Raw genomic sequence first — 21213 nt, 5'->3', positions numbered from 1 at the left:
CGAGCCGGTCCAGCATCGCGCTGCCGCTCTCGTCGGAGTCCTGGTCGCGCAGGGCGTCCAGTGAGCTGGGGCGGTAGACCCGGCCCGCGACCAGGGCCTCGGTGGTCTGCTCGACGCTCAGGTGGAGGTCCTCGGCGATCTCCTCCGGCTGGGGCGGACGGCCGAGCTGCTGCTCCAGCCGGTCCGAGCCGCGGGCCACCGTCAGGTACAGCTCCTGCATGCTGCGCGGCACGCGCACCGGCCAGGAGGTGTCCCGGAAGAAGCGCTTGACCTCGCCGGCGATGGTGGGGATGGCGTAGGTGATGAACTCGACGCCGCGGTGCGGGTCGTAGCCGTCGACGGCCTTGATCAGACCGATCGTGCCCGCCTGGAGGATGTCGTCCATGTCCTCGGCCCGGTGCCGGAAGCGGGCCGCGATGAACCGCACCAGCGGCATGTTCAGCTCGATGATCGTGCCGCGCACGTAGCTGTAGGCCGCGCTCTCCCGCGCCAGCCCGGACAGCCGCTCGAACAGCGCGTCGCTGAGTTCCCGCGCCTCGGTCTTCCCCATCGCGCGCAGCTCGGCCTCGGTCGGGCGTGGGGGCAGAGCGGACGGCGCCGGGGGCGCGTTCTCCAGAGTGCCTGACATGGTGGTTCTCCCGGCAGGGCCGCCAACCCGGGGCCGCTGCACGGCACTCTTACCCGGTATTCCGGGGTCGACGCGGCTTTCGTGCGATCCGTCCGTTTCATGGACTTCCGGTGATGGGCCGGGGCGGTGTCAGAGGCCGCGGGCGCGGTGGTCCAGCGGGGACGGCACCTCCAGCCAGACCAGTTTGCCCCCGCCCTCGGGCGCCGACCCCCAGGCCCGGGCGAGCCGGTCCACCACCCGCAGGCCGTGCCCACCCGGCCGGCCCGGATCCGCGTACCGGTGCAGCCGGGGCTCCACCGGACTGGCATCCGCCACCTCCACCCGCAGGCGCACGCCGTCCCAGTCCAACCGCAGCTCCCGCGGGCCGCCCGGCGCGTGGAGGCAGGCGTTGGTGACCAGCTCCGAGACCATCAGCAGGACGTACTCCGTCACCGCCAACCGTTCCTCGTCCACGGTGGGCAGCCAGCCCCACGACCACAGCGCCGCCCGGCTGAACTCACGGCTGCGCCGCACCGCGCCCCCGCTGCCCGCGAACAGGAGCCGCCTGGTCCGCCCGGGCTCCGGCGGTCCGTCACTCCCCGGCGGGCTCACGGCGGCCCACCTCACTCCGCGTCGGGAGCCGGGGCGTCCGTGGCGGCCTCCGTCGGCGGGGGCCGGGTTCCGCGTCGGGTTCGAGCCGGACCCGCAGCAGGGTGTCGGTGCCGGTGACCTCGAACAGCCGGGCCACGATCGGCCGGGGCCGCGAGACTTCGAGGGGCCGCCCGGCCGCATCCGCGTCGAGCCGGGCACGCAGCAGGATGTTCAGGCCGGCGGAGTCGCAGAACCGCAGCTCCGCGAGGTCGACCACGATCCGCCTGACGCCGTCGTGCAACGGCCGTGCCAGCGCGTCACGCAGCACGTGCGCCGAGTCGTGGTCCAGCTCCCCGGCGACCGTGATGACCCGCACCGAGGCCCGGTCGTCCACCACGACGTGCAGACTCCCGCTCTGGTACTCCCCCTCACTGGGGACCTCGGTTGGCCCTGGCATCGTGCCCTCCCGGTCCGCTCGGAACGGCTGGTGCCGTCCCGACCATCATGCCGCGCGACGCGCCGAACCGCTCGGACGGCCCTCGGGGCCGGAGGTCAGGGCCACCGGCCCGCCGAGGTGTACGAGCTCCCGAGCCGGAGAGACGCTGGGAGCAGGACTTCCACCCGGGAGGCGAGCGCAGTGAGCGACCAGGACCCGACCCGTGAGCACGACAAGCCCGTGCCCAAGGACCCGCCCGCCGCGGTCGGAACGCCCGGATCCCGGACGGACCACGACGGACCACCGCCGGTGCACGAGGAGGGGCTGGCCCGTCAGGACGCCGGGCAGGCGTCCGAGCCGATCGCACCGGCCCACGAGCCGGAGCCGCACGAGACGCCCGACTGAGCCGGCCGTGGCCAGCCCCGGAAGCCGTCCCGTGCGCACGCCCCGCCGAGACCCGCGGCCTCACCGGCCCAGCCGGCCGGTTCGGCCCGCGCTGCCCGTCCGGCCCGGCCCGCGCCGTGGAGCCGGCCGGTGGGCGTGAACGGCCCGGGACGGCCCGCCCGGCGCCCCCGGCCGCTCGGCAGCCGGCCGCCCCGGGTGACGCTGCGCCGGACCCGTCCGACGGCGCCCCCGGAACGCGTCCCGGCCGGGCTGCGCACCGCCGCCGGGTACACCTGGCGGCTGGGGCTGCTCGGTGTGACCGCGTACCTGGTCGTCAGTGTCCTCGGCCAGCTCCAGGTGCCGGTCATCGCGCTGTTCCTGGCGCTGGTGATCACCTCCGTGCTGCGCCCGCTGGTCGACCTGCTCGCCCGGGTGATGCCCCGCTCGCTCGCGGTGCTGCTGGCCTTCGTGTGCGCGATCGCGCTCGTCGGCGGGGTCCTGGCGCTGGTCGGGACGAACGTCGCCGACGAGTGGAACGGGATCGGCAACGAGCTGCGCGGCGGCCTCGGCCGGATCGACCACTGGCTCACCCGCGCCCCCTTCCACCTCCGGCCCGGCACCGTGACGGACCTGCGGGCGAAGATCGGGGCGTTCCTCTCGGGGCACCGGTCGGCCCTGCTGACCACCGCGCTCAGCGGGGCCGGCAGGGTGGTCGAGATGGCCACCGGGCTGGCCCTGGCGGTGTTCTGCTCGGTGTTCTTCCTGCACTCCGGCGACCGGATGTGGACCTGGGCGCAGCGCCAGCTCCCGGCACGGGCCCGCCCGGTCTGGGGCCGGGCCGGGCGGGTCGCGTGGCACACCTTCGCGGGCTACACCCGCGGGGTGCTGATCGTGGCGGCGACCAACGCGGTGCTGGTCGGCATCGCCCTGGCCGTCCTGGGGGTGCCGCTGGTGCTGCCGCTGATGGTGCTGGAGTTCGTCGCGGCACTGATACCGCTGATCGGCTCCCCGATCGCCCTGGCGGTCGCCGCGCTGGTCGCGCTGGCCGCGCGCGGGCCGGTGGTGGCGCTGCTGGTGCTCGCGCTGATCGTGATCATCGGCCAGATCGAGGGGCACCTGCTGCACCCGCTGGTGCTGGGCTGGTCGGTGCGCATCCACCCGGTGGCCGTGGCCCTGTCGGTGATCGGTGGCGCCGTGCTGGCCGGGGTGCTGGGTGCGCTGGTCGCCGTGCCGGTGGTGTCGGTGGCCTGGGCGGTGATCAGCGAGCTGCGGGACCACGCCCCGCCGGAGGGGCCGGGCGGAAGGCGGGGGTCACGGCGCGATGCCCCGGCGGTGGGCGACCACCCGCGCCGCACCCAGCGCGACCGACGACGCCCAGACCAGGGAGAAGCCCGTGAGCACGGCGGCTGAGTGGGCGGTGGCACTGATCACCAGCAGGGCCGCGCAGAGCCCCCCGAGCACCGAGAACACGAAGACCGGCATCCGGGCGACCGTCCGCAGCAGCCGGCCCGCCAGCCAGCGGGGGCCGTGCCGCATGGTGCGCAGGGCACGGTCCAGGTGGCGGTCCGCCTGCAGGTGGTTCTCGATCTCCGTGAGGATCCGCAGTTCGCGCCCGGAGAGCCCCGGCCCGTCCATCCGCGCCACCTCCCACGGGGCAGTTGCCCGGCCGGGCGGTGCCCGTAACCTCCGGGGCGTCCGGAAACCGGTGGGGTGGGAACCGGCGGCCGGGGTACCCGCTCCGCGTCGATCCGCACCCGATGGGAGGACGCGATGGCCGCCCACGACGCCCTGGAGCGCTACCACCGCCGGCGCGACTTCACCCGGACGTGGAGCTGGCGGACCTGGAGCAGTCCTACGGACCGCGGTACGGCGCCCGGCTCTACGGCCAGGAACGCGAGCCGGAGGCCCGGGGGCGTCCCCGGGCCTCCGGCCACCGCGCTTGTCAGCTCCGGCGGAAGAGCGCGTGCTCGACCTCGTCGGGGCCCTCGAAGCTGTCCCGATCGAGATCGGAGATCTGGCCCACGAGGTTCTCGTCGGCCCCGTTCGAGCGGGCGCGCTCGACGAGTTCGTCGCGGTCGGCGGGGTAGTTGGCGCCCTTCAGGGCCCTCTGGACGTCGATCGGGTTGATCCGGCTCATTCGGCCGTCTCCTTCGGTGCTTTGTGGTCATGGAGCCCGGGTTCGCGGGTGTGCGCGACCTGAGAACTCCTCCTAACTACGGCCCACCGTGCGCCCCTCCCGGCACGTCCGCATCCGTACGCGACGATCGCTGAGCCGTACGTGTTCACACCGGCCGCCGCGCTCACCCGCTGGCGTGCCCGTGGGGCGCCGCCTCGCAAGGGCGGCGTCGCGGCGGCGGGGAGACACTGGTCGGGGGAGCGGGAGGTGATCAGGATGTCCGGCTACCGCGCTCTGGTCGGCGAGCTGGCCGGCCTCGTCCGACTGGTGCACACCGCCCTGTGCGGCGCCACCGCCGTGCTGACCGACCCGGCCGCCGGCCACGACGCGATCGCGACCGCCGAGAGGGCCCTGGCCGAACTGCGCACCCGGATCGAGGAGGACGCCACCACGGCGCTCGACGGCCGCCCCGGGGTCGTCGTCGGCATCCACGTCGGGTGCGAGGTGGAGGCGCTCGGGCAGCTGGTGCAGCGCCTGCTCGGGGCGGCCTGGGCCCGGCAGGAGCGGGAGCCGTACGGCGACCGGCTGCTGGCCCCGCTGCGCGGGATCGCCGGGGCGGCGCTGGAGCTGCTCTCACGGGCGGCCGACGCCCTGGAGTCCGGCGCGCCCGAGGGCGTCACCCAGGTGCTCACCGAGCTGCCGGAGGTCGCCCGGCGCCAGCGGCTGCTGTACGAACTGCTGCTGCACGACGATGCCACCGACCCGGTGGACGCCGCCGACCTGGTGCTGCTGGTCTGCTGCTACCAGCAGTGCGCCGACCACGCCGCCGCGGTCGCCCGCCACGCCGGCCTGTTCGCGCACGCCGGGGCCTGAGGGAGAACCGGTCATGGCGTCGAGAGGCTGGCAGTTCTGGGTGGACCGCGGCGGCACCTTCACCGACGTGGTGGCGCTGGCCCCGGACGGACGGCTGCTGACCCACAAGCTGCTCTCGCACGACCCTGCCCGTCACCGCGACCCCGCCGTGGCCGGGATCCGCGCCCTGCTGCCGCCCGACGCCGACCTCGGGCGGGACGTCGACTCGGTCCGGATGGGGACGACGGTGGCCACCAACGCCCTGCTGGAGCGCACCGGCGAGCCGACCGCCCTGTGCATCACCCGCGGCTTCGCGGACGCGCTGCGGATCGGCTACCAGAACCGGCCGCGGATCTTCGCCCGCGAGATCATCCTCCCCGAGCCCCTGTACGCCCGGGTGGTCGAGGTGGACGAGCGGATCACCGCCGACGGCGAGGTGCTGCGCCCGCCCGACCTCGACCGGCTCGCCGAGGAGCTGCGGAACTGCCTGGCGGACGGCATCCGCTCCCTCGCCGTGGTCTGCCTGCACAGCTACCTCCACCCCGCGCACGAACGCGAGATCGGGCGCCTGGCCCAGCGGCTCGGCTTCGAGCAGGTGTCCCTGTCCAGCGAGGCCAGCCCGCTGATGAAGCTGGTGCCGCGCGGCGACACCGCGGTGGTCGACGCCTATCTCGACCCCGGGCTGCGCCGCTACGTCCGCCGGGTGGCGGACGAACTCGGGGGCGTGCGGCTGATGTTCATGCAGTCCAACGGCGGCCTGGCCGAGGCCGGCCACTTCCGCGGCAAGGACGCGATCCTGTCCGGCCCGGCGGGCGGCATCGTCGGCATGGTACGGATGTCCCGACTGGCCGGGTACGACCGGGTGATCGGCTTCGACATGGGCGGCACCTCCACCGACGTCTCGCACTTCGCGGGCGAGTACGAACGGGTGGTCACCACCCAGGTCGCCGGGGTGCGGCTGCGGGCGCCGATGCTGGCCATCCACACCGTCGCGGCGGGCGGCGGCTCGGTGCTGCGCTTCGACGGCGACCGCCTGCGGGTCGGACCGGACTCGGCCGGCGCGGATCCCGGCCCGGCCTGCTACCACGCCGGCGGGCCGCTGACCGTCACCGACGCCAACCTGCTGCTGGGCCGGATCCAGGCCGAGCACTTCCCGAAGGTCTTCGGCCCGGACGGCGACCGCCCGCTCGACCGGGAGCTGACGGTACGTCGGTTCGCCGAACTGGCCGAGGAGATCGGCGACCGCTCCGCCGAGGAGACGGCCGAGGGCTTCCTGCGGATCGCGGTCGGCAACATCGCCAACGCGATCAAGCGCATCTCCGTCCAGCAGGGCCACGACGTCACCCGCTACGCGCTGACCACCTTCGGCGGCGCGGGCGGCCAGGTCGCCTGCCCGGTGGCGGAGGCGCTGGGCATCCGCACCGTACTGGTGCCGCCGATGGCCGGTGTGCTGTCCGCTCTCGGCATCGGCCTGGCCGACACCACCGTGCTGCGCGAGCACGCCGTCGAACGGCCTCTGGCGGACGGCGAGATGGCCGCCGTCCGGGAGCGGGCCGACGCGCTGGCGGCGGAGGCCACCGACCGGCTGCTCGACCAGGGCGTCCCGGAGCAGCGGATCCGGCTGACCCGCCGGGCCCGGCTGCGCTACCGGGGCACCGACACCACGATCGGCGTCCCGCTGGCCGAACCGGCGCAGATGAGGGCCGAGTTCGAGCGGCGGCACCGGGCCGCCTACTCCTTCCTGATGGACCGGCCGCTGGTCGTGGAGGCCGTCGCCGTCGAGGGCACCGGCCTGACCGTACAGCCGGAGCCCGGCGCCCTCTCCCCCGCCTCCGGGGCGCAGCCCGAGCCCCTCGCCGTCGGGCCCCTCACCGTCGAGCCCCTCACCGTGGAACTGCGCACCGGCGGCGAGCGACGCCGGGTCCCGCTGCTGGAGCGGGAGTCCATGCGCCCCGGGGCCACCGTGACCGGCCCGGCGGTGATCGCCGAGGCCAACGCCACCACCGTGGTGGACGACGGCTGGCGGGCGACCGTGACCCCGGGCGGGCACCTGCTGGTCGAACACGTCGAGGCCCGTGCGGAGGAGGCCGTCACCACCGCCGCCGACCCCGTCCTGCTGGAGGTGTTCAACAACCTCTTCACGGCGATCGCCCAACAGATGGGCGCCCGGCTGGAGTCCACCGCCCAGTCGGTCAACATCAAGGAGCGGCTGGACTTCTCCTGCGCCCTGTTCGACCCGGACGGCAACCTGGTCGCCAACGCCCCGCACATCCCCGTGCACCTCGGCTCGATGGGCACCACGGTCAAGGAGGTGATCCGCCGCCGCGGCCCCCAGCTGCGCCCGGGCGACGCCTACGCGGTCAACGACCCGTACCACGGCGGCACCCACCTGCCGGACGTCACCGTGGTCACCCCGGTCTTCGACGCCGCGGGGAGGGACGTCCTGTTCTTCGTCGCCTCCCGCGGCCACCACGCCGAGATCGGCGGCATCACCCCCGGGTCGATGCCCGCCGCCAGCCGCGAGATCGACGAGGAGGGCGTGCTCTTCGACGACTGGCCGCTGGTGGTGGACGGCCGGCTGCGCGAGGCCGAGACGGTGCGACTGCTCACCGGGGCCCGCCACCCCTCCCGCGACCCGGACACCAACCTCGCCGACCTGCGCGCCCAGATCGCCGCCAACCGCAAGGGCGTCGACGAGGTCGGCGCGATGATCGAGCACTTCGGCCTCGACGTCGTCCAGGCCTACATGCGGCACGTCCAGGACAACGCCGAGCAGGCGGTCCGCCGAGCCGTCGACGGCCTGGGCGGCGGCTCCTACCGCTACGAGACCGACTCCGGCGCCGTGATCGCCGTCGAGGTCCGGGTGGACCACCGGGATCGCAGCGCCACCGTCGACTTCACCGGCACCTCGCCCCAGCTCGCGAGCAACCTCAACGCCCCCTCCGCCGTGGTCACCGCCGCCGTCCTGTACGTCTTCCGCACCCTGGTCGACGACGACATCCCGCTCAACGACGGCTGTCTGCGCCCGCTGCGGATCGTCGTCCCGCCCGGCTCGATGCTCGCCCCGGCCCACCCCGCTGCCGTCGCCGCGGGCAACGTCGAGACCTCCCAGGCCATCACCGGCGCGCTCTACGCCGCGCTCGGCGTCCAGGCCGAGGGCTCCGGCACGATGAACAACCTCAGCTTCGGCAACGAGCACCACCAGTACTACGAGACCATCGCCTCCGGCTCGGGCGCCGGGCCCGGCTTCCACGGCGCCGACGTCGTCCAGACCCACATGACCAACTCCCGCCTCACCGACCCCGAGGTCCTGGAGTGGCGCCTGCCCGTCCTGGTCGAGGAGTTCGCCGTCCGCCCCGGCAGCGGCGGCGGAGGTCGCTGGCACGGCGGCGACGGCGCGCTGCGCCGGCTGCGCTTCCGCGAACCGGTGACGGTCAGTCTGCTCTCCGGCCACCGCCGCGTCCCCCCGTACGGCCTGGCCGGCGGCTCCCCCGGCGGCCTCGGCGAGAACCGGATCCTGCGCGCCGACGGCAGCGTCGAGGAGCTGCCCGGCTGCGGCAGCGCCGACCTCGCGGCGGGGGACGCCCTGGAGATCCGCACCCCCGGCGGAGGAGGCTACGGCAGCTGACAGCACCGACCCCTGACGTTATACGTTTAACGCCACCACCTGCACCGCCCGAGGAGAATCCCCGCCATGGCCGACCACTCCCCCGCCCTCCTGCTCGCCGCCATCGAGATCGGCGCCTCCGCCCGCGCCCACGGCAACCACCCCTTCGGCGCGCTGCTCACCGACCCCTCCGGAACGGTCCTGCTCACGGCCGAGAACACCGTGCTGACGGACCACGACGTGACCGCCCACGCGGAGACCAACCTGGTCCGCGAGGCCTCGCGCACCCTGGCCCCGCACCAGCTCGCCGAGGCGACCCTCTACTCCAGCACCGAACCCTGCGCGATGTGCGCCGGCGCCATCTACTGGAGCGGCATCCGCCGGGTCGTCTACGCGCTCGCCGCCAGCGAGCTGAACGCCATCGCGGGCGTGGACCCGGACGAGCCGGTGCTCGAACTGCCCTGCCGCACGGTCTTCGCGGCCGGCGGCAACACGGTGGAGGTGTCCGGCCCGTACCTCTTCGAGGAGGCCTCCGCGGTCCACGTGGGCTACTGGGGGTAGAGCCCGGAGGCCGGCCTCGCAGCGGCCACGGGCGGCGAGGCCGGCCGTCCCCGCCGCCCGGGCGCCGCCGGTTGCTCCGATGGGGTGCTCCGTCGCTCGCCCGGAGGGAGGATCGCGACGCCCTGCGCGCCCGGACGGGGCGGTTCGCACTAGGTTGCCCGCTATGGACGGAAATCACGGCACCGGCCCGTCTCCGGACGGCCTGTCGGACCGCGACGAGCGGGTGGGGACGAGCCCGGCCGCACCGACCCGCGCCGAACGCGCCGTACGGGCGGTCGACGGGCGGCTCCCGCTGGCCGAGGCGGGCAGGGAACTGCTCCGCAAGGTGTTCCCCGACCACTGGTCGTTCCTGTTGGGCGAGCTGGCGCTGTACAGCTTCGTCGTCCTGCTGCTGACCGGGGTCTTCCTCACCTTCTTCTTCACCCCGAGCATGACCGAGCTCGACTACCACGGCGCCTACCTGCCGTTGCGCGGGGTGCGGATGTCCGAGGCCTACGCCTCGACGCTGCGGATCAGCTTCGAGGTGCGCGGCGGCCTGATGATCCGGCAGATCCATCACTGGGCCGCTCTGCTCTTCACCTCCTCGATCTGCGCCCACCTGTTGCGGGTGTTCTTCACCGGCGCCTTCCGCCGCCCGCGCGAGCTGAACTGGGTGATCGGGGTGACGATGTTCACCCTCGCCCTGCTGGAGGGCTTCTCCGGCTACTCCCTGCCGGACGACACCCTCTCCGGCACCGGGCTGAGGATCGCCGAGGGCGTCCTGCTCTCCGTGCCGGTGGTCGGCACCTACCTCGGCTTCTTCGTGTTCGGCGGCGAGTTCCCCGGGCACGCGATCATCCCGCGGCTGTTCACCGTGCACATCCTCCTGGTGCCCGGACTGCTGCTGGCGCTGATCGGCGTTCACCTGACCCTGGTGGTGGTGCTCAAGCACACCCAGTGGGCGGAGCCCGGCCGCACGAACCGCAACGTGGTGGGACACCCGTTCTTCCCCCAGTTCCTGACCCGCACCACCGGCCTGGCGTTCACCGTCGGCGGCATCCTGGCGCTGTCCGCGATGCTCGCGGAGATCAACCCGATCTGGCGCTACAGCTCCTACCGGCCCGACATCGTCGGGGCGGGCGCCCAGCCCGACTGGTACATCGGGTTCATCGAGGGCGCCCTGCGGCTGATGCCGGCCGTCGAGACCGGGGTGCTCGGGCACACCGTCTCCTGGAACGCCTTCGTGCCCGCCCTGGTACTGCCCGGGCTGCTGTTCGCCGGGCTGTACGCCTACCCCTTCGTGGAGCGCTGGCTGACCCCGGACGGCGGCGAGCACCACCTGTGCGACCGGCCCCGCAACAAGCCCGTCCGCACCGGGCTGGGGGCGGCCGGGGTCGCCTTCTACACGGTGCTGCTCGTCGCCGGCGGCAACGACGTGATCGCGTACTACTTCGGGGTCTCCGTCAACTCGCTGACGTGGGTGCTGCGGGCGGCGTTCTTCCTGGCGCCGCCGCTGGCCTTCGTGCTGACCCGGCGGCTCTGCCTGGCCCTCCAGGCCCGCGACCGCCGTCGGCTGCTGGACGGCGACCGGACCGGCCGGATCGACCAGTCGATCGAGGGCGGCTTCGACGGACACCACCGGCCGGTGCCGGCCGCCGAGCGGTACACGATGCTGGTCCGGGACGCGCCGCGGCCGGACGAACCGCGCCCCGGGGCGCCCCGCACCGAGCGGGTCCGCGCGGCGCTCGGCACCTGGTACCACGGCGACCGGGTCGAGCTGCCCGCCACCGAGCAGGAGTCCCGCGCCGTCACGGCCGTCCTCACCGCTCCGGCGCACCCCCCGCAGCCGGCCGCCGAACGGCCCGCGCCCGCGGGGGGACGCGGGCCGCTGGGCCGGCTGTTCCGGCGGCTCAGGCCCCGTCGTCGCCGCGGTCGTGGTACTGGAAGATGAACCCGAACACGGCGAAGCCGAGCAGCACCGTCCCGCAGACGATCAGCCACAGGGCGTACACCAGGCCCAGCGCGAACACCGCGACACCCACCGCGGTGAGCACCGGGTAGCCGCTGCGCGGCGGGAAGAAGCCCTTCGGCCCGGAACTCTCCACGACCTCGCCGTCCTTGCGGTCCTCGGGCCGCCCGCCGCCCTTGCGCTGGTGCTGGACGAACCAGAACAGCGCGACCAGCGCCGACATCAGGAACGCCACCGTCAGGATCGCCTTGCCCGCGGGCTCGCGGGCCCAGAGCCCGTACACGAGCCCGGTCACCGCGAAGAAGACCGTCATCACGGTGAACAGCCATCCCTCGGCCTTCATCGCCCGTCCCCCTCTCCGGTCCGGCCGGCGTGCGAGTGTCCGGAGCCGGCCGATTCCTCCGTCGGAACCTCCGGATGGTGCAGGTCGAAAGCCGGCGACTCGGAGCGGATCCGGGGCAGTACCAGGAAGTTGTGGTGCGGGGGCGGGCAGGAGGTGGCCCATTCGAGTGAGCGGCCCCAGCCCCAGGGGTCGTCCTGCTCGACCCGGGTGCCGTGCCGGGTGGTGGTCCAGACGTTGTAGAAGAACGGCAGGTTGGAGACGCCGAGCAGGAAGGAGCCGATCGAGGCGACCACGTTGAGCGTGGTGAAGCCGTCCACGGCCAGGTACGTCGCATAGCGGCGGGGCATGCCCTGGGCGCCCAGCCAGTGCATCACCAGGAAGGTGGTCTGGAACCCGACGAACAGGATCCAGAACTGCACCTTGCCGAGCCGCTCGTCGAGCATCTTCCCGGTGATCTTCGGCCACCAGAAGTAGAAGCCGCCGAAGGTCGCGAAGACCACCGTCCCGAACAGGACGTAGTGGAGGTGGGCCACCACGAAGTAGCTGTCGGTGACGTGGAAGTCGATCGGGGGCGCCGCCAGCAGCACCCCGCTCAGGCCGCCGAACAGGAAGGTCACCAGGAACCCGATCGACCACAGCATCGGCGTCTCGAAGGACAGCGAGCCGTTCCACATCGTCCCGACCCAGTTGAAGAACTTGACCCCGGTGGGCACCGCGATGAGGAAGGACATCATCGAGAAGAACGGCAGCAGCACCTGCCCGGTGGCGAACATGTGGTGGGCCCACACCGACATCGACAGCGAGGTGATGGCGACGGTCGCGCCGATCATCCCGTAGTACCCGAACAGCGGCTTGCGGCTGAAGACCGGGATGATCTCGGTGACGATGCCGAAGAACGGCACCGCGACGATGTACACCTCCGGATGGCCGAAGAACCAGAACAGGTGCTGCCACAGCAGTGCGCCGCCGTTCGCCGAGTCGAAGACGTGGGCGCCGAACTTGCGGTCCGCCACCAGCAGCAGCAGGGCGGCGGTGAGCACGGGGAAGGCCAGCAGCACCATGATCGAGGTGAACAGCACGTTCCAGGTGAAGATCGGCATCCGGAACAGCGTCATCCCCGGCGCCCGCAGGCAGGTGATGGTGGTGACGAAGTTGACCGCGCCCAGGATCGTCCCCAGGCCGGCCACCACCAGGCCGAGCGCCCACAGGTCCCCGCCCGTCCCCGGCGAGTGCACCGGCCCGTTCAGCGGCGCGTAGGCGAACCAGCCGAAGTCGGGCGCCCCGCTCGCGGTGAGGAAGCCGCTCAGCACGATCAGCCCGCCCAGCAGGAACGCCCAGTAGGTGAAGGCGTTCAGCCGGGGGAAGGCGACGTCGGGGGCGCCGATCTGCAACGGCATGATCGCGTTGGCGAAGCCCGCGAAGGTCGGGGTGGCGAACAGCAGCAGCATGATCGTGCCGTGCATGGTGAACATCTGGTTGTACTGCTCGTTCGACAGGAACCCGGTGTCCGGCCCCAGCAACTGCGTCCGCATCAGCAGTGCCATCAGGCCCCCCACCAGGAAGAACCCGAAGGCCGTCACCAGGTAGAGGTTGCCGATCACCTTGTGGTCGGTGGTGAACAGCCAGCCCAGCAGTCTGCTGCCCCGTCGAACCCTGGCCCGGGTGCGCGGCGGCGCGGCGGTGTCGGACGCACTCATGGAACCTCCGTGATGGAGCCGATGACGCCCCCCGGCGGGACCCTAGCGGCGGCGCGGTGCGGCTCCAGGGCGCCACGCGGCACCACCGGGCGCGGGTCACCCCGCTCCGCCGCCGGAGTGCGGATCCGCCCGTTCCGGGCACACGCTGGTGTGGGGCGCCCGGCGTCTCCCGCCGCACCGCGCAGACCGAGAGGATTCCGTCATGGCCGCGAAGATCACCTACCGGCGGGTCTACGAGGACTCCTCGCCGCAGGACGGGCAGCGGGTGCTGGTGGACCGCGTCTGGCCGCGCGGGATCAAGAAGGAGGACGCCCGCCTCGACGAGTGGCTGCGCGACGTCGCCCCGTCCACCGGACTGCGCAGGTGGTACGGCCACGACCCGGAGCGCTTCACCGAGTTCCGCCGCCGCTACCTCACCGAGCTGCGCGACGCCGACCACCAGGAGGCCGCCGGGCACCTGCGCGAACTCGCCGCCCAGGACCGGCTCACCCTGCTGACCGCCACCAGGGACGTCGACCACAGCCAGGCCGCCGTGCTCGCCGAGTGGCTGGCGAGGAAGAAGCGGTGACCGGTCGGCTGCCCGGGACGGGCGGGACGACATGACGGCGATCGTCATCCTGTTCGAACTGGAACAGGACGAGGCCCTGGGGCCGGACGGCGTGGAGCCGGTGGTGTGCGCGGTGCACGCGGCGGGCGGCGACCCGGAGGTGCCCGAGGACCCGCTGCCCCGCACCCTGTGCGGGCTGGACACCGATCCGATGGAGCACTCCCACTACCGGCCGACCCGCCCGGGCGAGCCCTGGTACCCGCCCGCCCTGGCCGACCGGCGCTGCCTCGCCTGCGAGGCGGCCCTGCGGGCGGCGGCATGACCGGGTGCGGGATCCGGTGCCGGATCAGCTGCGTGACCTGGTGCGGGATCAGCCGCGGGCGGTGAAGCGCCGCCGACCGACGACCACCGCCGCCGTCAACGGCACGGTGGCCGCGGCAGCCACTCCGAACAGCACCTCGAACCGGCCCTGTCCGGCCGCGCCGCCGCCCAGGGCGGCGCCGAGGGCGCTGCCGACGAACAGCGCGGCGACGTAGCAGGAGACCGCCGTCCCGCGGGCCTCCGGCACCACCGAGGTGGCCCAGGCCTGCAGCGTCGAGTGCAGGAACGCCCAGCCCGCGCCGAGCAGCACCGCGACCAGCGCGTACGTCCACACGCCGGGGACCAGCGCCGCGGCCGTGTAACCGGCCAGCACGAAGGCTCCGCCGATCGCGGCCAGCCCGTGCGCCGGGAAGCGCCGGGTCAGGGCCTTGACGGCACGGGTGAACAGCAGCGTCCCCGCGCCGTACAGGGCCGTGATCGCGCCGGCCGCCGCGTCGGACAGGCCGCGGTGCTGGAGCGCCGGCGCGACGAAGGTCAGGCCGCCGAGCAGCACCGCGCCCTCGACCACGCCCAGCGCGGCGACCAGGTACGCGGGCCGGCTGCGCAGGACGGCGCCGAGCTGGGCGGACAGGCCGCCGGCCGCGGCGCGCTGCGGCTCGGCCACCCGGCCCAGCCCGAGCGCGGCCACGGCGGCCGCGAGCGCGGGCACCACGAACACCAGGCGCCAGTTCAGCCAGTTGGCGACCACCCCGGCGAACAGCGCGGCCAGCCCGCTACCCAGCCCGAGGGCCGCCATCAGGTCGGCCAGCGCGCCCTGACGGCGCTCGGGCGCCACCGCGTCGCCGACGAAGCTCAGCGAGGAGGGGACCACCGCGCCGAAGGCGAAGCCGGTGACGACGCGCAGGGCGGTGAGCGCCGCCAGGTTCGGCGCGGCGGCCGAGGCCAGGCCGGCCAGCGCGGCCACGGCCAGGGCCGTGCGGATCACCCGCAGGCGTCCGATCCGGTCGGACAGCACGCCCCAGACCGGCTGCGACAGCCCGTAGGCGAGGGCGTAACCGCCGACCACGGCCACCGCGGAGGCCAGCGGGACGTGCAGGGCGGCCGCGACGGTGACCAGGACCGGGCCGATGGCGAAGCGGTCGAAGTTGGCCGTGAAGGCGGCGGCGGTGAGCGGGAGGGGCACCCGGGTGTCGGGACGGGCGGCGACCGGTTCGGCCGCGGTGGCGATCGGAGTCATGCGTCCCATCGTCGGACCGCCGCGCGACCCCACGGGCCGTCAGGCGCTCACGGATCATCCTGGGAGTGGGAGTAACAGTCTCGGCCGCGGCGGGTGGCCATACGCTGGGCCCACCATGAACGATCGTGAAGTACGGCGCCGTGCGGCGCTCGGCGCCTTCCTGCGCTCGCGGCGGGAGCGCCTGACCCCGGGCGAGGTCGGACTGACCGGCGGTCCCCGGCGCAGGACGCCCGGGCTGCGCCGCGAGGAGGTCGCGCTGCTGTCCGGCGTCAGCGTGTCCTGGTACTCCTGGCTGGAGCAGGGGCGGCCTATCGCCGCGTCCGGCCAGGTCCTCGACGCGCTGGCGACCACCCTGCGGCTGACCGCGGCCGAGCGGCGCCACGTCTTCGAGCTGGCCGGCGAGAGCGACTCGGCGCCGCGCCCGGCGGCCGACGGCTGTCCGGCGGTCGGCGACCACCTCCGGGCCACCGTCGCGGCCCTGAGCCCGGTCCCGGCCTGTCTGCTGGACCGGCACTGGGACGTCCTCGCCCACAACCCGAGCGAGGCGGCCATCTACGACGGCCTGGACCAACTCCCGGTCCGGCGGCGTAACATGATCTGGCTCTACTTCGGCTGGCAGCCCATGCGCACCGTGCTCAAGAACTGGGAGGCCGAGTCCTGGGCGGTGCTGGCCCAGTTCCGGGCCTCCGCCGACCGCCACCCCGACGACCCGCGCTTCGCCGAGATCGTCGCCGATGTCTCGACCGCCGACCCCGGCTTTCCCGCCCGCTGGGAACGGCACGACGTGGCGGGCTTCAACCCGGCGCTCAAGCGCTTCAACCACCCTCGGCTGGGGCTGCTGACCTTCCGCCAGACCAAGCTGGTCGCGGCCGAGGACCCCGACCTGCACCTGGTCGCCCGGCACCCGGCCGATCCGGCCACCCGCCGGGCCATGGCGGAGGCCGCCGCGGGGCAGTGACGTCACCAGCGACGTCACCGACGACGTCACCGACGACGTCAGGGGCGACGTCAGGAGCGACGTCAGCGACGGCCCGGGCGTACGGCGACGAGCAGCAGCAGGGCGGCCGCCTGGACGGCGACCACGGTGACGACCAGCACGGGCACGGACACCGCGTAGAGCGCACCGGTGAGCGCCCCGCCGGCCAGGGTGGCGGCGCCGACCACGGCCGCGAACACCCCGTACGCGGTCGCCCGGCGCGGCGCGGGCACGAGGTCGGCGACCACGGCCCGCAGGGTCGACTCCTGCACGCCCAGCGCGGCGCCCCACACCAGCGCCCCGGCCACCGCCGCCGCCACGGCGTCGCTGAAGCCCAGCGCGGGCACGGCCGCGGCCAGCACCGGCAGCACCACCAGGGTGCGCGGGCCGATCCGGTCGTACAGCCAGCCCGTCGCCAGGCTCCCCAGCGCGCCGGCCAGCATTGCCCCGGCGTACAGCACCGGTACGGCGGAGGCGGGGAGCAGGTGGCGCTGCACGAGGTGGAAGGAGAGCACGCCGTAGGTCGTGAAGCCGGTCATGGTGGCGGCGGTGAACGCGGCGTACGCCCAGAACGCGCGGGGCAGCGGCATCCGTACGGGCGTCGCCGGAGCGGGTTCCGGGGCGGGCTCCGGGGCGGCGGGCAGCAGCGCGGACTCGTAGCGGCTCGGGTCGGGCACCCGGGTGCGCAGCCACCACAGCAGGGCGAGCATGGCCACGCCCGGGACGGCGAGGACGCCGAGCGCGGGGCCGTAGCCTCCGGTGGCCGCGAGCACGCCCGCGACGGTGAGCGGGCCGAGGACGGCGCCGACCTGGTCCAGCGCCTCGTGCACGGCGAAGCCCCGGCCCCGGCCGGTGGCGGCGGTGGCGTGGGAGAGCAGGGTGTCCTTGGCCGGGGAGCGGATCGCCTTGCCGACCCGCTCGGCGATCACCAGCACGCAGGCGGCGCCGAGCGAGCCCACCACACCGAGCAGCGGGACGGCGGCCACGGTGAGCACGTAGCCGCCGATCGCCAGCGCCCAGTACCGCCCGGTGCGGTCGGCGAGCGGCCCGGACAGGAGGCGCGGGACGAGTGCCGCCGCCTCGCCCGCGCCGGTCACCACGCCGACCACCGTCGCGGTGGCGCCGAGCGAGGCCAGCAGCGGGCCGGTGATGGAACGGGCGCCCTCGTAGACGAAGTCCGCGAGCAGGCTGACGGTGCCGAACCACACCACGAACCGCCACGGCCGCATGCCCGCGCCGCCGTCCGCCCGCTCGTCCGCCCGCCCGGCGGCTGGATCCGTGCCCACAACGCCTCCACGATCCCATGGGCCCCGCGGGCCGTCTGCCTCAGCCGAAGCCGTACCCGCGGGGGGCCGTCACGTCGATGGTGTCCCGCAGCATCGCGAGCGCCGCGCCGAGCGGACTGGACCGGCCGCCGCTGACCGTGATGTCCCCGGCGTCGGGACAGCCGTACACGACCGCCTTCTCCGGGCCGGTGAGCGCGTGCAGCGGGTCGCCCGGCACGGTCTCCTCCAGGCGGACCTCGACCACGAACGGGTGCTCCGCGCTCGCGCTCGCCACGGCCCGCAGCCGGTTGCCCCGGGCGGCCGCGGCCAGCGCCGCCGGGCCCGTGCGGGCGTCCACGGCCTCGGTGGCGACCCGGACGGCGGACGGCTCCCAGCCCCACAGCAGGGCCGCGAGCAGCCGCACCTTGGTTGCCGCGTCGCCGCCCGAGAGGTCGGCGGTGGGGTCGGCCTCGGCGATGCCGCGGCGCTGGGCCTCGCCGACCGCCCGGTCGAGGGGGTCGCCGGCCGCAAGGCGGTCGAGCACGAAGGTGGCGGTGCCGTTGGGGCAGGCCCGGAGGGTGCGGCAGCCGAGCCCGCGCACTCCGGTGCGGGCCAGGTCCGCGGCCGGGAGGGACGCGCCGGTCGCCCCGGAGATCCTGATCAGGCTGCCGCCCGCGCGCGCGGCCTCGCCGAGTTCACTCCAGTGGCTCAGCAGGTGGCTCTTGGTGGCGGTGACGACGTGGACGCCTCGGCCGAGTGCCAGCACGGCCTCCTCGGCGGCCTGCTGGCGCGCCTGCGGGGAGGACGGGAGCGCCTGGACCAGCACCCGTGCGCCGGTCCGGTCGAGGGTCTGTGCCAGGTCGGCCAGGGGCGCCCATTCCGTGCGCGGCGGGACGGCCCGACCGTCGGGGTCCCCGGGCAGCAGGACCTGCGCGGAGCCGACGCGTACGGCGGCGAGCCTCGGCCGTACGCCGTGGTCGCGCGCGAGCCCCTGCCCCTGGGTCAGCAGTCGCTCGGCGTAGGCGCGGCCCACGGGGCCGTGGCCCGACAGCACGACGGCCGGAGCGGTTCCGGCATCTGGTGAAGGCACCCCGGCAGGATACGCGGGGCCGTGGGCCCTTCGGAGCGGGACCGCCGCACCCGGGTGTGGACCGGCCCGAACCGGGCACACGCCGGATCCGTAATGATCCGCTGCCCACGAGAGGACCGAATCCGATGATCCTCATCATCCTCGTCCTGCTGCTGGCGATCATCCTGGGCGGAGTGGGCTTCGTCGTCCACGCCCTGTGGTGGATCGCGCTCGCCGTGCTGGTGCTCTGGCTCCTCGGCTTCGCGTTCGCCGGAGGCCGCCGTGGTGGCAGCGGCCGGTGGTACCGATGGTGACCGCACGCCCCCGACCGCCGGACGACAACGGCGACACCGTCGAAGCCGCGCTCCGCGAGGAGCGCCGCAGCTACGACCCGGACGGCGAGCAGCCGATCGGCGGGTACCTCACCGCGATGGCCGTCTACCTCGGCGGGACCGGCGTGCTCGCCGCCGCGGCCCGGCGCACCGGGCGGCCGCTGCCCGCGCCCGGCCCGTGGGACGTGCTGCTCACCGCCGGGGCGGTGCACCGGTTGTCCCGGCTGCTCACGAAGGACCCGGTCACCAGCCCGCTGCGGCTGCCCTTCGCCCGCTTCCGCGGCCAGGCCGGCCCGGCCGAACTCTCCGAGGACGTCCGGGGATCGGGGGTGCGCCGCGCCTTCGGCGAACTGATCACCTGTCCGTTCTGCACCGGCCTGTGGATCGCCACCGGCCTGACCGGCGCCCAGGTGTTCGCGCCCGGGGCGACCAGGCTCGTCTGCTCCGGGCTGACCGCCCTCACCGCCGCCGACCTGCTGCACTTCGTCCGGGTCGGTCTCCAGCACGCCACCGACTGACCCCGCCGGTTCTCGCCGAGCTGCTGGTCAGCGCAACAGCGCGGCCAGTAGCTCGGCGAAGAACCGGTCCGGCGTCGGCCGGATGGCGCAGCTGCGGTCGAAGCGCGGCCCGTCCGCCCTCGTCGGGCGCAGCTCACCGAGCAGTGCCTCCACACCTCGGTGATCGGCGAGTTCACGCTCCACCACGGCCGGGCCGTCGGCGAGGCGGTCGCGGGCGAGCGGGTAGAGGTGCTGCTCCTCGGCGCGGGTGTGGCGCACGAGTCGGTCGGTCACCAGATCGGCCACCTCCTTGCGCCGCGGGTCCCCGCCGGGGAGGCCGCTGAGTTCGCCGAAGTGGACCAGTACGGCCCGGTGGTCGGCGGTGAGCTGGTCCAGCAGGTCCTCGTCGTGCTGCACGGGGCTTCCTTCCTCGTCGTTCCGGGTCGTGCCCGCCGCCGCGGGCGGTCCGGGTCAGCCCTCCAGCGCGTCGGCGATGCGGTGCAGGACGCCGTCGGCCGTCGGCTGGCGCGGGGCGGTCTCGCGCACGGCCTGCATCCGCTCGCCCAGCTCCCGCAGTTCCGTGCGGCCGAGCGCGGCCCGCACCTTGGGGAAGACGTCGCCCTCCTCCTGTTCGATGTGCCGCTCCACGGCGTCGATCAGGACGGCGGTCTTGGCGTCGTAGCCGGCCTCGTCCGGGGACATCCGGCTGAGCTCCTCGCAGAGCAGGTCGGCGACGTGGTGCTCCTGCTCGGCGCGGTCCATCTCCTCGGCGAGCCCGGGCAGCTCCTGGCGGATCCTGGGGTAGACGAGTTCGTCCTCCAGGTAGGTGTGGACGGTCAGCTCCTCGACGATCCGCTGGACCGTCCTGCGGCGCGCGTCGTCGTCGCCGCCGTCGGCGAGCCCCCGGTACTCGCGGAACAGGCGGCGGACCTCCTTGTGGTCCTCCCGCAGCAGGACGATGGCATCGTTCGACATCGCTGGTCTCCTCCTCGACGATCGCCCCCGCCGGTCGGCGTGTCCCCGGGCGGCCCGGGGGCAAACCCGGCCGCCGGCGGAGCCGTCACCAGCAGGGACGCCGCCGGGCCGGTGACCGTCGGCGGTTTTCTCCGCCGTCGGTCCGGGCAGCCGCCGGGTACGTCCCGGCTCCGGATCGACGACCGGGACGGCCAACGTCAGCGAGGCAGGCGGGAGATGCCCAGTACGAGCGGCGAGGACGGCATGGGCCTGATCGACGATCTGGCCCTGCTGACCTCGCTCGCCACCGGCGACCTGGACGTCTACCTGCGGTACTCCGAGGGCCCCGCCGACGACGACGGGGCCCTCAGCCGCGACTACGAGGCGGATGTGCCCCTGCCCGGGTTGTCGGTGACCCCGCTGCGCCCCGAGCCGTGGTGGCCACGGCCCGCCGCCGACTGGGTCGCCCGCCGGGTGATGAAGTACGCGGACCTCGCGGAGAGTTGCCCGCAGCGCCGGCCCTGGGTGCTGACCGGCCGGGTGGTCGGCACCGGGCCGGACCACGAACCGCTGATCGCCGACCCGCTGCCGCTCGCCTGGCTGGGCCGGAACGTCCTGGACGAGGCGGTGCGCCGCTACCACGAGCGCTTCGCCCCCGGGCGGGACTCCACCGGCTGAGCCGACCCGCTTCCCGGCGAGCGGCTGAACCCCGGGGTCATCACGTGCGCTCGTGCGTCGTGGCCGGGATGACCGTCCCGGACGCCGCCGACGGCTCCCCGGGAACCCTGCGGGCCACGGCCGACCGACGGTTCCCCGTCCGGCCGTCCGCGGCACGGTTGGCCGGGCCCGGACAGGGCAGACGCCTTCGTTCCA

24 protein-coding genes are annotated in these 21213 nt (G+C 74.4%); 12 read left to right on the top strand and 12 right to left on the bottom strand.

Annotated elements, in window-relative coordinates; genetic code table 11:
- From ACIRVF_RS06575 to ACIRVF_RS06565, 3 genes are all read right to left on the bottom strand, one after another.
- Nucleotides 1-628: sigma-70 family RNA polymerase sigma factor (locus ACIRVF_RS06575; RefSeq protein ID WP_402814583.1), on the bottom strand; the 628-nt coding region annotated here is incomplete at its 3' end.
- A 129-nt stretch (nt 629-757) separates the two neighbouring features.
- On the bottom strand, nt 758-1219 hold the full coding sequence (locus tag ACIRVF_RS06570) for an ATP-binding protein (RefSeq protein ID WP_402814581.1): 462 nt from the start codon (nt 1217-1219) through the stop codon (nt 758-760).
- Entirely contained in the window at nt 1200-1655 is a 456-nt protein-coding gene (locus tag ACIRVF_RS06565) for an STAS domain-containing protein (RefSeq protein WP_402814579.1), read from the bottom strand. The genes ACIRVF_RS06570 and ACIRVF_RS06565 overlap by 20 nt, the downstream gene beginning before the upstream one ends.
- Nucleotides 1656-1835: 180 nt before the next feature.
- Between ACIRVF_RS06565 and ACIRVF_RS06560 the strand changes: the two genes are divergently transcribed.
- Both ACIRVF_RS06560 and ACIRVF_RS06555 read left to right on the top strand, forming a co-directional pair.
- The gene (locus ACIRVF_RS06560) at nt 1836-2039 is read left to right on the top strand and encodes a hypothetical protein (protein WP_402814577.1); all 204 of its coding nucleotides are present in this window, start codon (nt 1836-1838) and stop codon (nt 2037-2039) included.
- 129 nt (nt 2040-2168) lie between these two features.
- Nucleotides 2169-3428, top strand: a complete 1260-nt coding sequence (locus ACIRVF_RS06555; RefSeq protein WP_402814575.1) for an AI-2E family transporter — start codon at nt 2169-2171, stop codon at nt 3426-3428.
- On the opposite strand, the gene ACIRVF_RS06550 is transcribed toward ACIRVF_RS06555, so the two are convergent.
- Nucleotides 3330-3653, bottom strand: coding sequence for a hypothetical protein (locus ACIRVF_RS06550; RefSeq protein WP_402814572.1), 324 nt, complete (start codon nt 3651-3653; stop codon nt 3330-3332). The genes ACIRVF_RS06555 and ACIRVF_RS06550 overlap by 99 nt on opposite strands.
- A 307-nt stretch (nt 3654-3960) precedes the next feature.
- On the bottom strand, nt 3961-4155 hold the full coding sequence (locus ACIRVF_RS06545) for a DUF2795 domain-containing protein (protein ID WP_402814570.1): 195 nt from the start codon (nt 4153-4155) through the stop codon (nt 3961-3963).
- A 246-nt stretch (nt 4156-4401) separates the two neighbouring features.
- Between ACIRVF_RS06545 and ACIRVF_RS06540 the strand changes: the two genes are divergently transcribed.
- The 4 genes from ACIRVF_RS06540 to ACIRVF_RS06525 all read left to right on the top strand — a co-directional run bounded on the left by ACIRVF_RS06540 (nt 4402) and on the right by ACIRVF_RS06525 (nt 11084).
- Nucleotides 4402-5007: a hypothetical protein gene (locus tag ACIRVF_RS06540; RefSeq protein WP_402814567.1), complete on the top strand. Its 606-nt coding sequence runs from the start codon at nt 4402-4404 to the stop codon at nt 5005-5007.
- A 13-nt stretch (nt 5008-5020) separates the two neighbouring features.
- A complete protein-coding gene (locus ACIRVF_RS06535; protein WP_402814564.1) occupies nt 5021-8614 on the top strand; it encodes a hydantoinase B/oxoprolinase family protein in 3594 nt (1197 codons plus the stop codon).
- 66 nt (nt 8615-8680) lie between these two features.
- Entirely contained in the window at nt 8681-9154 is a 474-nt protein-coding gene (locus ACIRVF_RS06530; RefSeq protein WP_402814563.1) for a nucleoside deaminase, read from the top strand.
- Between the two features lie 163 nt (nt 9155-9317).
- A complete protein-coding gene (locus tag ACIRVF_RS06525; RefSeq protein ID WP_402814561.1) occupies nt 9318-11084 on the top strand; it encodes a cytochrome bc complex cytochrome b subunit in 1767 nt (588 codons plus the stop codon).
- On the opposite strand, the gene ACIRVF_RS06520 is transcribed toward ACIRVF_RS06525, so the two are convergent.
- Together ACIRVF_RS06520 and ctaD are read right to left on the bottom strand one after the other, a co-directional pair.
- Nucleotides 11044-11445 (bottom strand): cytochrome c oxidase subunit 4, encoded by a 402-nt coding sequence (locus ACIRVF_RS06520; RefSeq protein ID WP_402814560.1) that lies wholly within the window; start codon nt 11443-11445, stop codon nt 11044-11046. The genes ACIRVF_RS06525 and ACIRVF_RS06520 overlap by 41 nt on opposite strands.
- Nucleotides 11442-13142, bottom strand: a complete 1701-nt coding sequence (ctaD, locus tag ACIRVF_RS06515) for a cytochrome c oxidase subunit I (protein WP_402814558.1) — start codon at nt 13140-13142, stop codon at nt 11442-11444. Before ctaD ends, ACIRVF_RS06520 begins: the two co-directional genes overlap by 4 nt.
- A gap of 202 nt (nt 13143-13344) precedes the next feature.
- Here ctaD and ACIRVF_RS06510 point away from each other — a divergent pair, with 202 nt between their 5' ends.
- Nucleotides 13345-13710, top strand: a complete 366-nt coding sequence (locus ACIRVF_RS06510; protein WP_402814555.1) for a DUF488 domain-containing protein — start codon at nt 13345-13347, stop codon at nt 13708-13710.
- 31 nt (nt 13711-13741) lie between these two features.
- Nucleotides 13742-14011 (top strand): hypothetical protein, encoded by a 270-nt coding sequence (locus tag ACIRVF_RS06505; RefSeq protein WP_402814553.1) that lies wholly within the window; start codon nt 13742-13744, stop codon nt 14009-14011.
- Between the two features lie 48 nt (nt 14012-14059).
- Here the strand turns inward: ACIRVF_RS06505 and ACIRVF_RS06500 are convergent, their stop codons facing one another.
- On the bottom strand, nt 14060-15247 hold the full coding sequence (locus ACIRVF_RS06500) for an MFS transporter (RefSeq protein WP_402814550.1): 1188 nt from the start codon (nt 15245-15247) through the stop codon (nt 14060-14062).
- A gap of 115 nt (nt 15248-15362) precedes the next feature.
- On the opposite strand from ACIRVF_RS06500, the gene ACIRVF_RS06495 reads away from it, so the two are divergent.
- Nucleotides 15363-16205, top strand: a complete 843-nt coding sequence (locus tag ACIRVF_RS06495; protein WP_402814548.1) for a helix-turn-helix transcriptional regulator — start codon at nt 15363-15365, stop codon at nt 16203-16205.
- A 62-nt stretch (nt 16206-16267) separates the two neighbouring features.
- On the opposite strand, the gene ACIRVF_RS06490 is transcribed toward ACIRVF_RS06495, so the two are convergent.
- Nucleotides 16268-17509, bottom strand: a complete 1242-nt coding sequence (locus ACIRVF_RS06490) for an MFS transporter (protein WP_402814545.1) — start codon at nt 17507-17509, stop codon at nt 16268-16270.
- A gap of 40 nt (nt 17510-17549) precedes the next feature.
- Nucleotides 17550-18578 carry a homoserine dehydrogenase gene (locus ACIRVF_RS06485; protein ID WP_402814542.1) on the bottom strand — a complete coding sequence of 343 codons (1029 nt, stop codon included), beginning with the start codon at nt 18576-18578 and terminating at the stop codon, nt 17550-17552.
- Nucleotides 18579-18703: 125 nt separating this feature from the next.
- Between ACIRVF_RS06485 and ACIRVF_RS06480 the strand changes: the two genes are divergently transcribed.
- Both ACIRVF_RS06480 and ACIRVF_RS06475 read left to right on the top strand, forming a co-directional pair.
- Nucleotides 18704-18871 (top strand): hydrophobic protein, encoded by a 168-nt coding sequence (locus tag ACIRVF_RS06480; RefSeq protein WP_402814539.1) that lies wholly within the window; start codon nt 18704-18706, stop codon nt 18869-18871.
- The gene (locus ACIRVF_RS06475) at nt 18865-19407 is read left to right on the top strand and encodes a DUF1360 domain-containing protein (protein WP_402814536.1); all 543 of its coding nucleotides are present in this window, start codon (nt 18865-18867) and stop codon (nt 19405-19407) included. Before ACIRVF_RS06480 ends, ACIRVF_RS06475 begins: the two co-directional genes overlap by 7 nt.
- Nucleotides 19408-19434: 27 nt before the next feature.
- Here ACIRVF_RS06475 and ACIRVF_RS06470 read toward each other — a convergent pair whose 3' ends face one another.
- A complete protein-coding gene (locus tag ACIRVF_RS06470; RefSeq protein WP_402814534.1) occupies nt 19435-19803 on the bottom strand; it encodes a hemerythrin domain-containing protein in 369 nt (122 codons plus the stop codon).
- A 54-nt stretch (nt 19804-19857) separates the two neighbouring features.
- Nucleotides 19858-20361 carry a hemerythrin domain-containing protein gene (locus tag ACIRVF_RS06465; protein WP_402814532.1) on the bottom strand — a complete coding sequence of 168 codons (504 nt, stop codon included), beginning with the start codon at nt 20359-20361 and terminating at the stop codon, nt 19858-19860.
- Between the two features lie 216 nt (nt 20362-20577).
- Between ACIRVF_RS06465 and ACIRVF_RS06460 the strand changes: the two genes are divergently transcribed.
- Nucleotides 20578-21018: a DUF6098 family protein gene (locus tag ACIRVF_RS06460; protein WP_402814530.1), complete on the top strand. Its 441-nt coding sequence runs from the start codon at nt 20578-20580 to the stop codon at nt 21016-21018.
- Nucleotides 21019-21213 lie beyond the last annotated feature (195 nt).

Source organism: Kitasatospora sp. NPDC101157 (assembly GCF_044768255.1).
Taxonomy (GTDB): Bacteria; Actinomycetota; Actinomycetes; order Streptomycetales; family Streptomycetaceae; genus Kitasatospora.
The sequence above is the reverse complement of the archived record's forward strand: the minus strand, read 5'-3'. Positions and strand labels throughout refer to the sequence as shown.

Coding starts and splice junctions, on each gene's coding strand:
- ACIRVF_RS06565 (WP_402814579.1), bottom strand. CDS start 1,655: ATGCCAGGGCCAACCGAGGTCCCCAGTGAGGGGGAGTACCAGAGCGGG.
- ACIRVF_RS06550 (WP_402814572.1), bottom strand. CDS start 3,653: ATGGACGGGCCGGGGCTCTCCGGGCGCGAACTGCGGATCCTCACGGAG.
- ACIRVF_RS06545 (WP_402814570.1), bottom strand. CDS start 4,155: ATGAGCCGGATCAACCCGATCGACGTCCAGAGGGCCCTGAAGGGCGCC.
- ACIRVF_RS06535 (WP_402814564.1), top strand. CDS start 5,021: ATGGCGTCGAGAGGCTGGCAGTTCTGGGTGGACCGCGGCGGCACCTTC.
- ACIRVF_RS06530 (WP_402814563.1), top strand. CDS start 8,681: ATGGCCGACCACTCCCCCGCCCTCCTGCTCGCCGCCATCGAGATCGGC.
- ACIRVF_RS06525 (WP_402814561.1), top strand. CDS start 9,318: ATGGACGGAAATCACGGCACCGGCCCGTCTCCGGACGGCCTGTCGGAC.
- ACIRVF_RS06520 (WP_402814560.1), bottom strand. CDS start 11,445: ATGAAGGCCGAGGGATGGCTGTTCACCGTGATGACGGTCTTCTTCGCG.
- ctaD (WP_402814558.1), bottom strand. CDS start 13,142: ATGAGTGCGTCCGACACCGCCGCGCCGCCGCGCACCCGGGCCAGGGTT.
- ACIRVF_RS06510 (WP_402814555.1), top strand. CDS start 13,345: ATGGCCGCGAAGATCACCTACCGGCGGGTCTACGAGGACTCCTCGCCG.
- ACIRVF_RS06505 (WP_402814553.1), top strand. CDS start 13,742: ATGACGGCGATCGTCATCCTGTTCGAACTGGAACAGGACGAGGCCCTG.
- ACIRVF_RS06500 (WP_402814550.1), bottom strand. CDS start 15,247: ATGACTCCGATCGCCACCGCGGCCGAACCGGTCGCCGCCCGTCCCGAC.
- ACIRVF_RS06495 (WP_402814548.1), top strand. CDS start 15,363: ATGAACGATCGTGAAGTACGGCGCCGTGCGGCGCTCGGCGCCTTCCTG.
- ACIRVF_RS06480 (WP_402814539.1), top strand. CDS start 18,704: ATGATCCTCATCATCCTCGTCCTGCTGCTGGCGATCATCCTGGGCGGA.
- ACIRVF_RS06475 (WP_402814536.1), top strand. CDS start 18,865: ATGGTGACCGCACGCCCCCGACCGCCGGACGACAACGGCGACACCGTC.
- ACIRVF_RS06465 (WP_402814532.1), bottom strand. CDS start 20,361: ATGTCGAACGATGCCATCGTCCTGCTGCGGGAGGACCACAAGGAGGTC.
- ACIRVF_RS06460 (WP_402814530.1), top strand. CDS start 20,578: ATGCCCAGTACGAGCGGCGAGGACGGCATGGGCCTGATCGACGATCTG.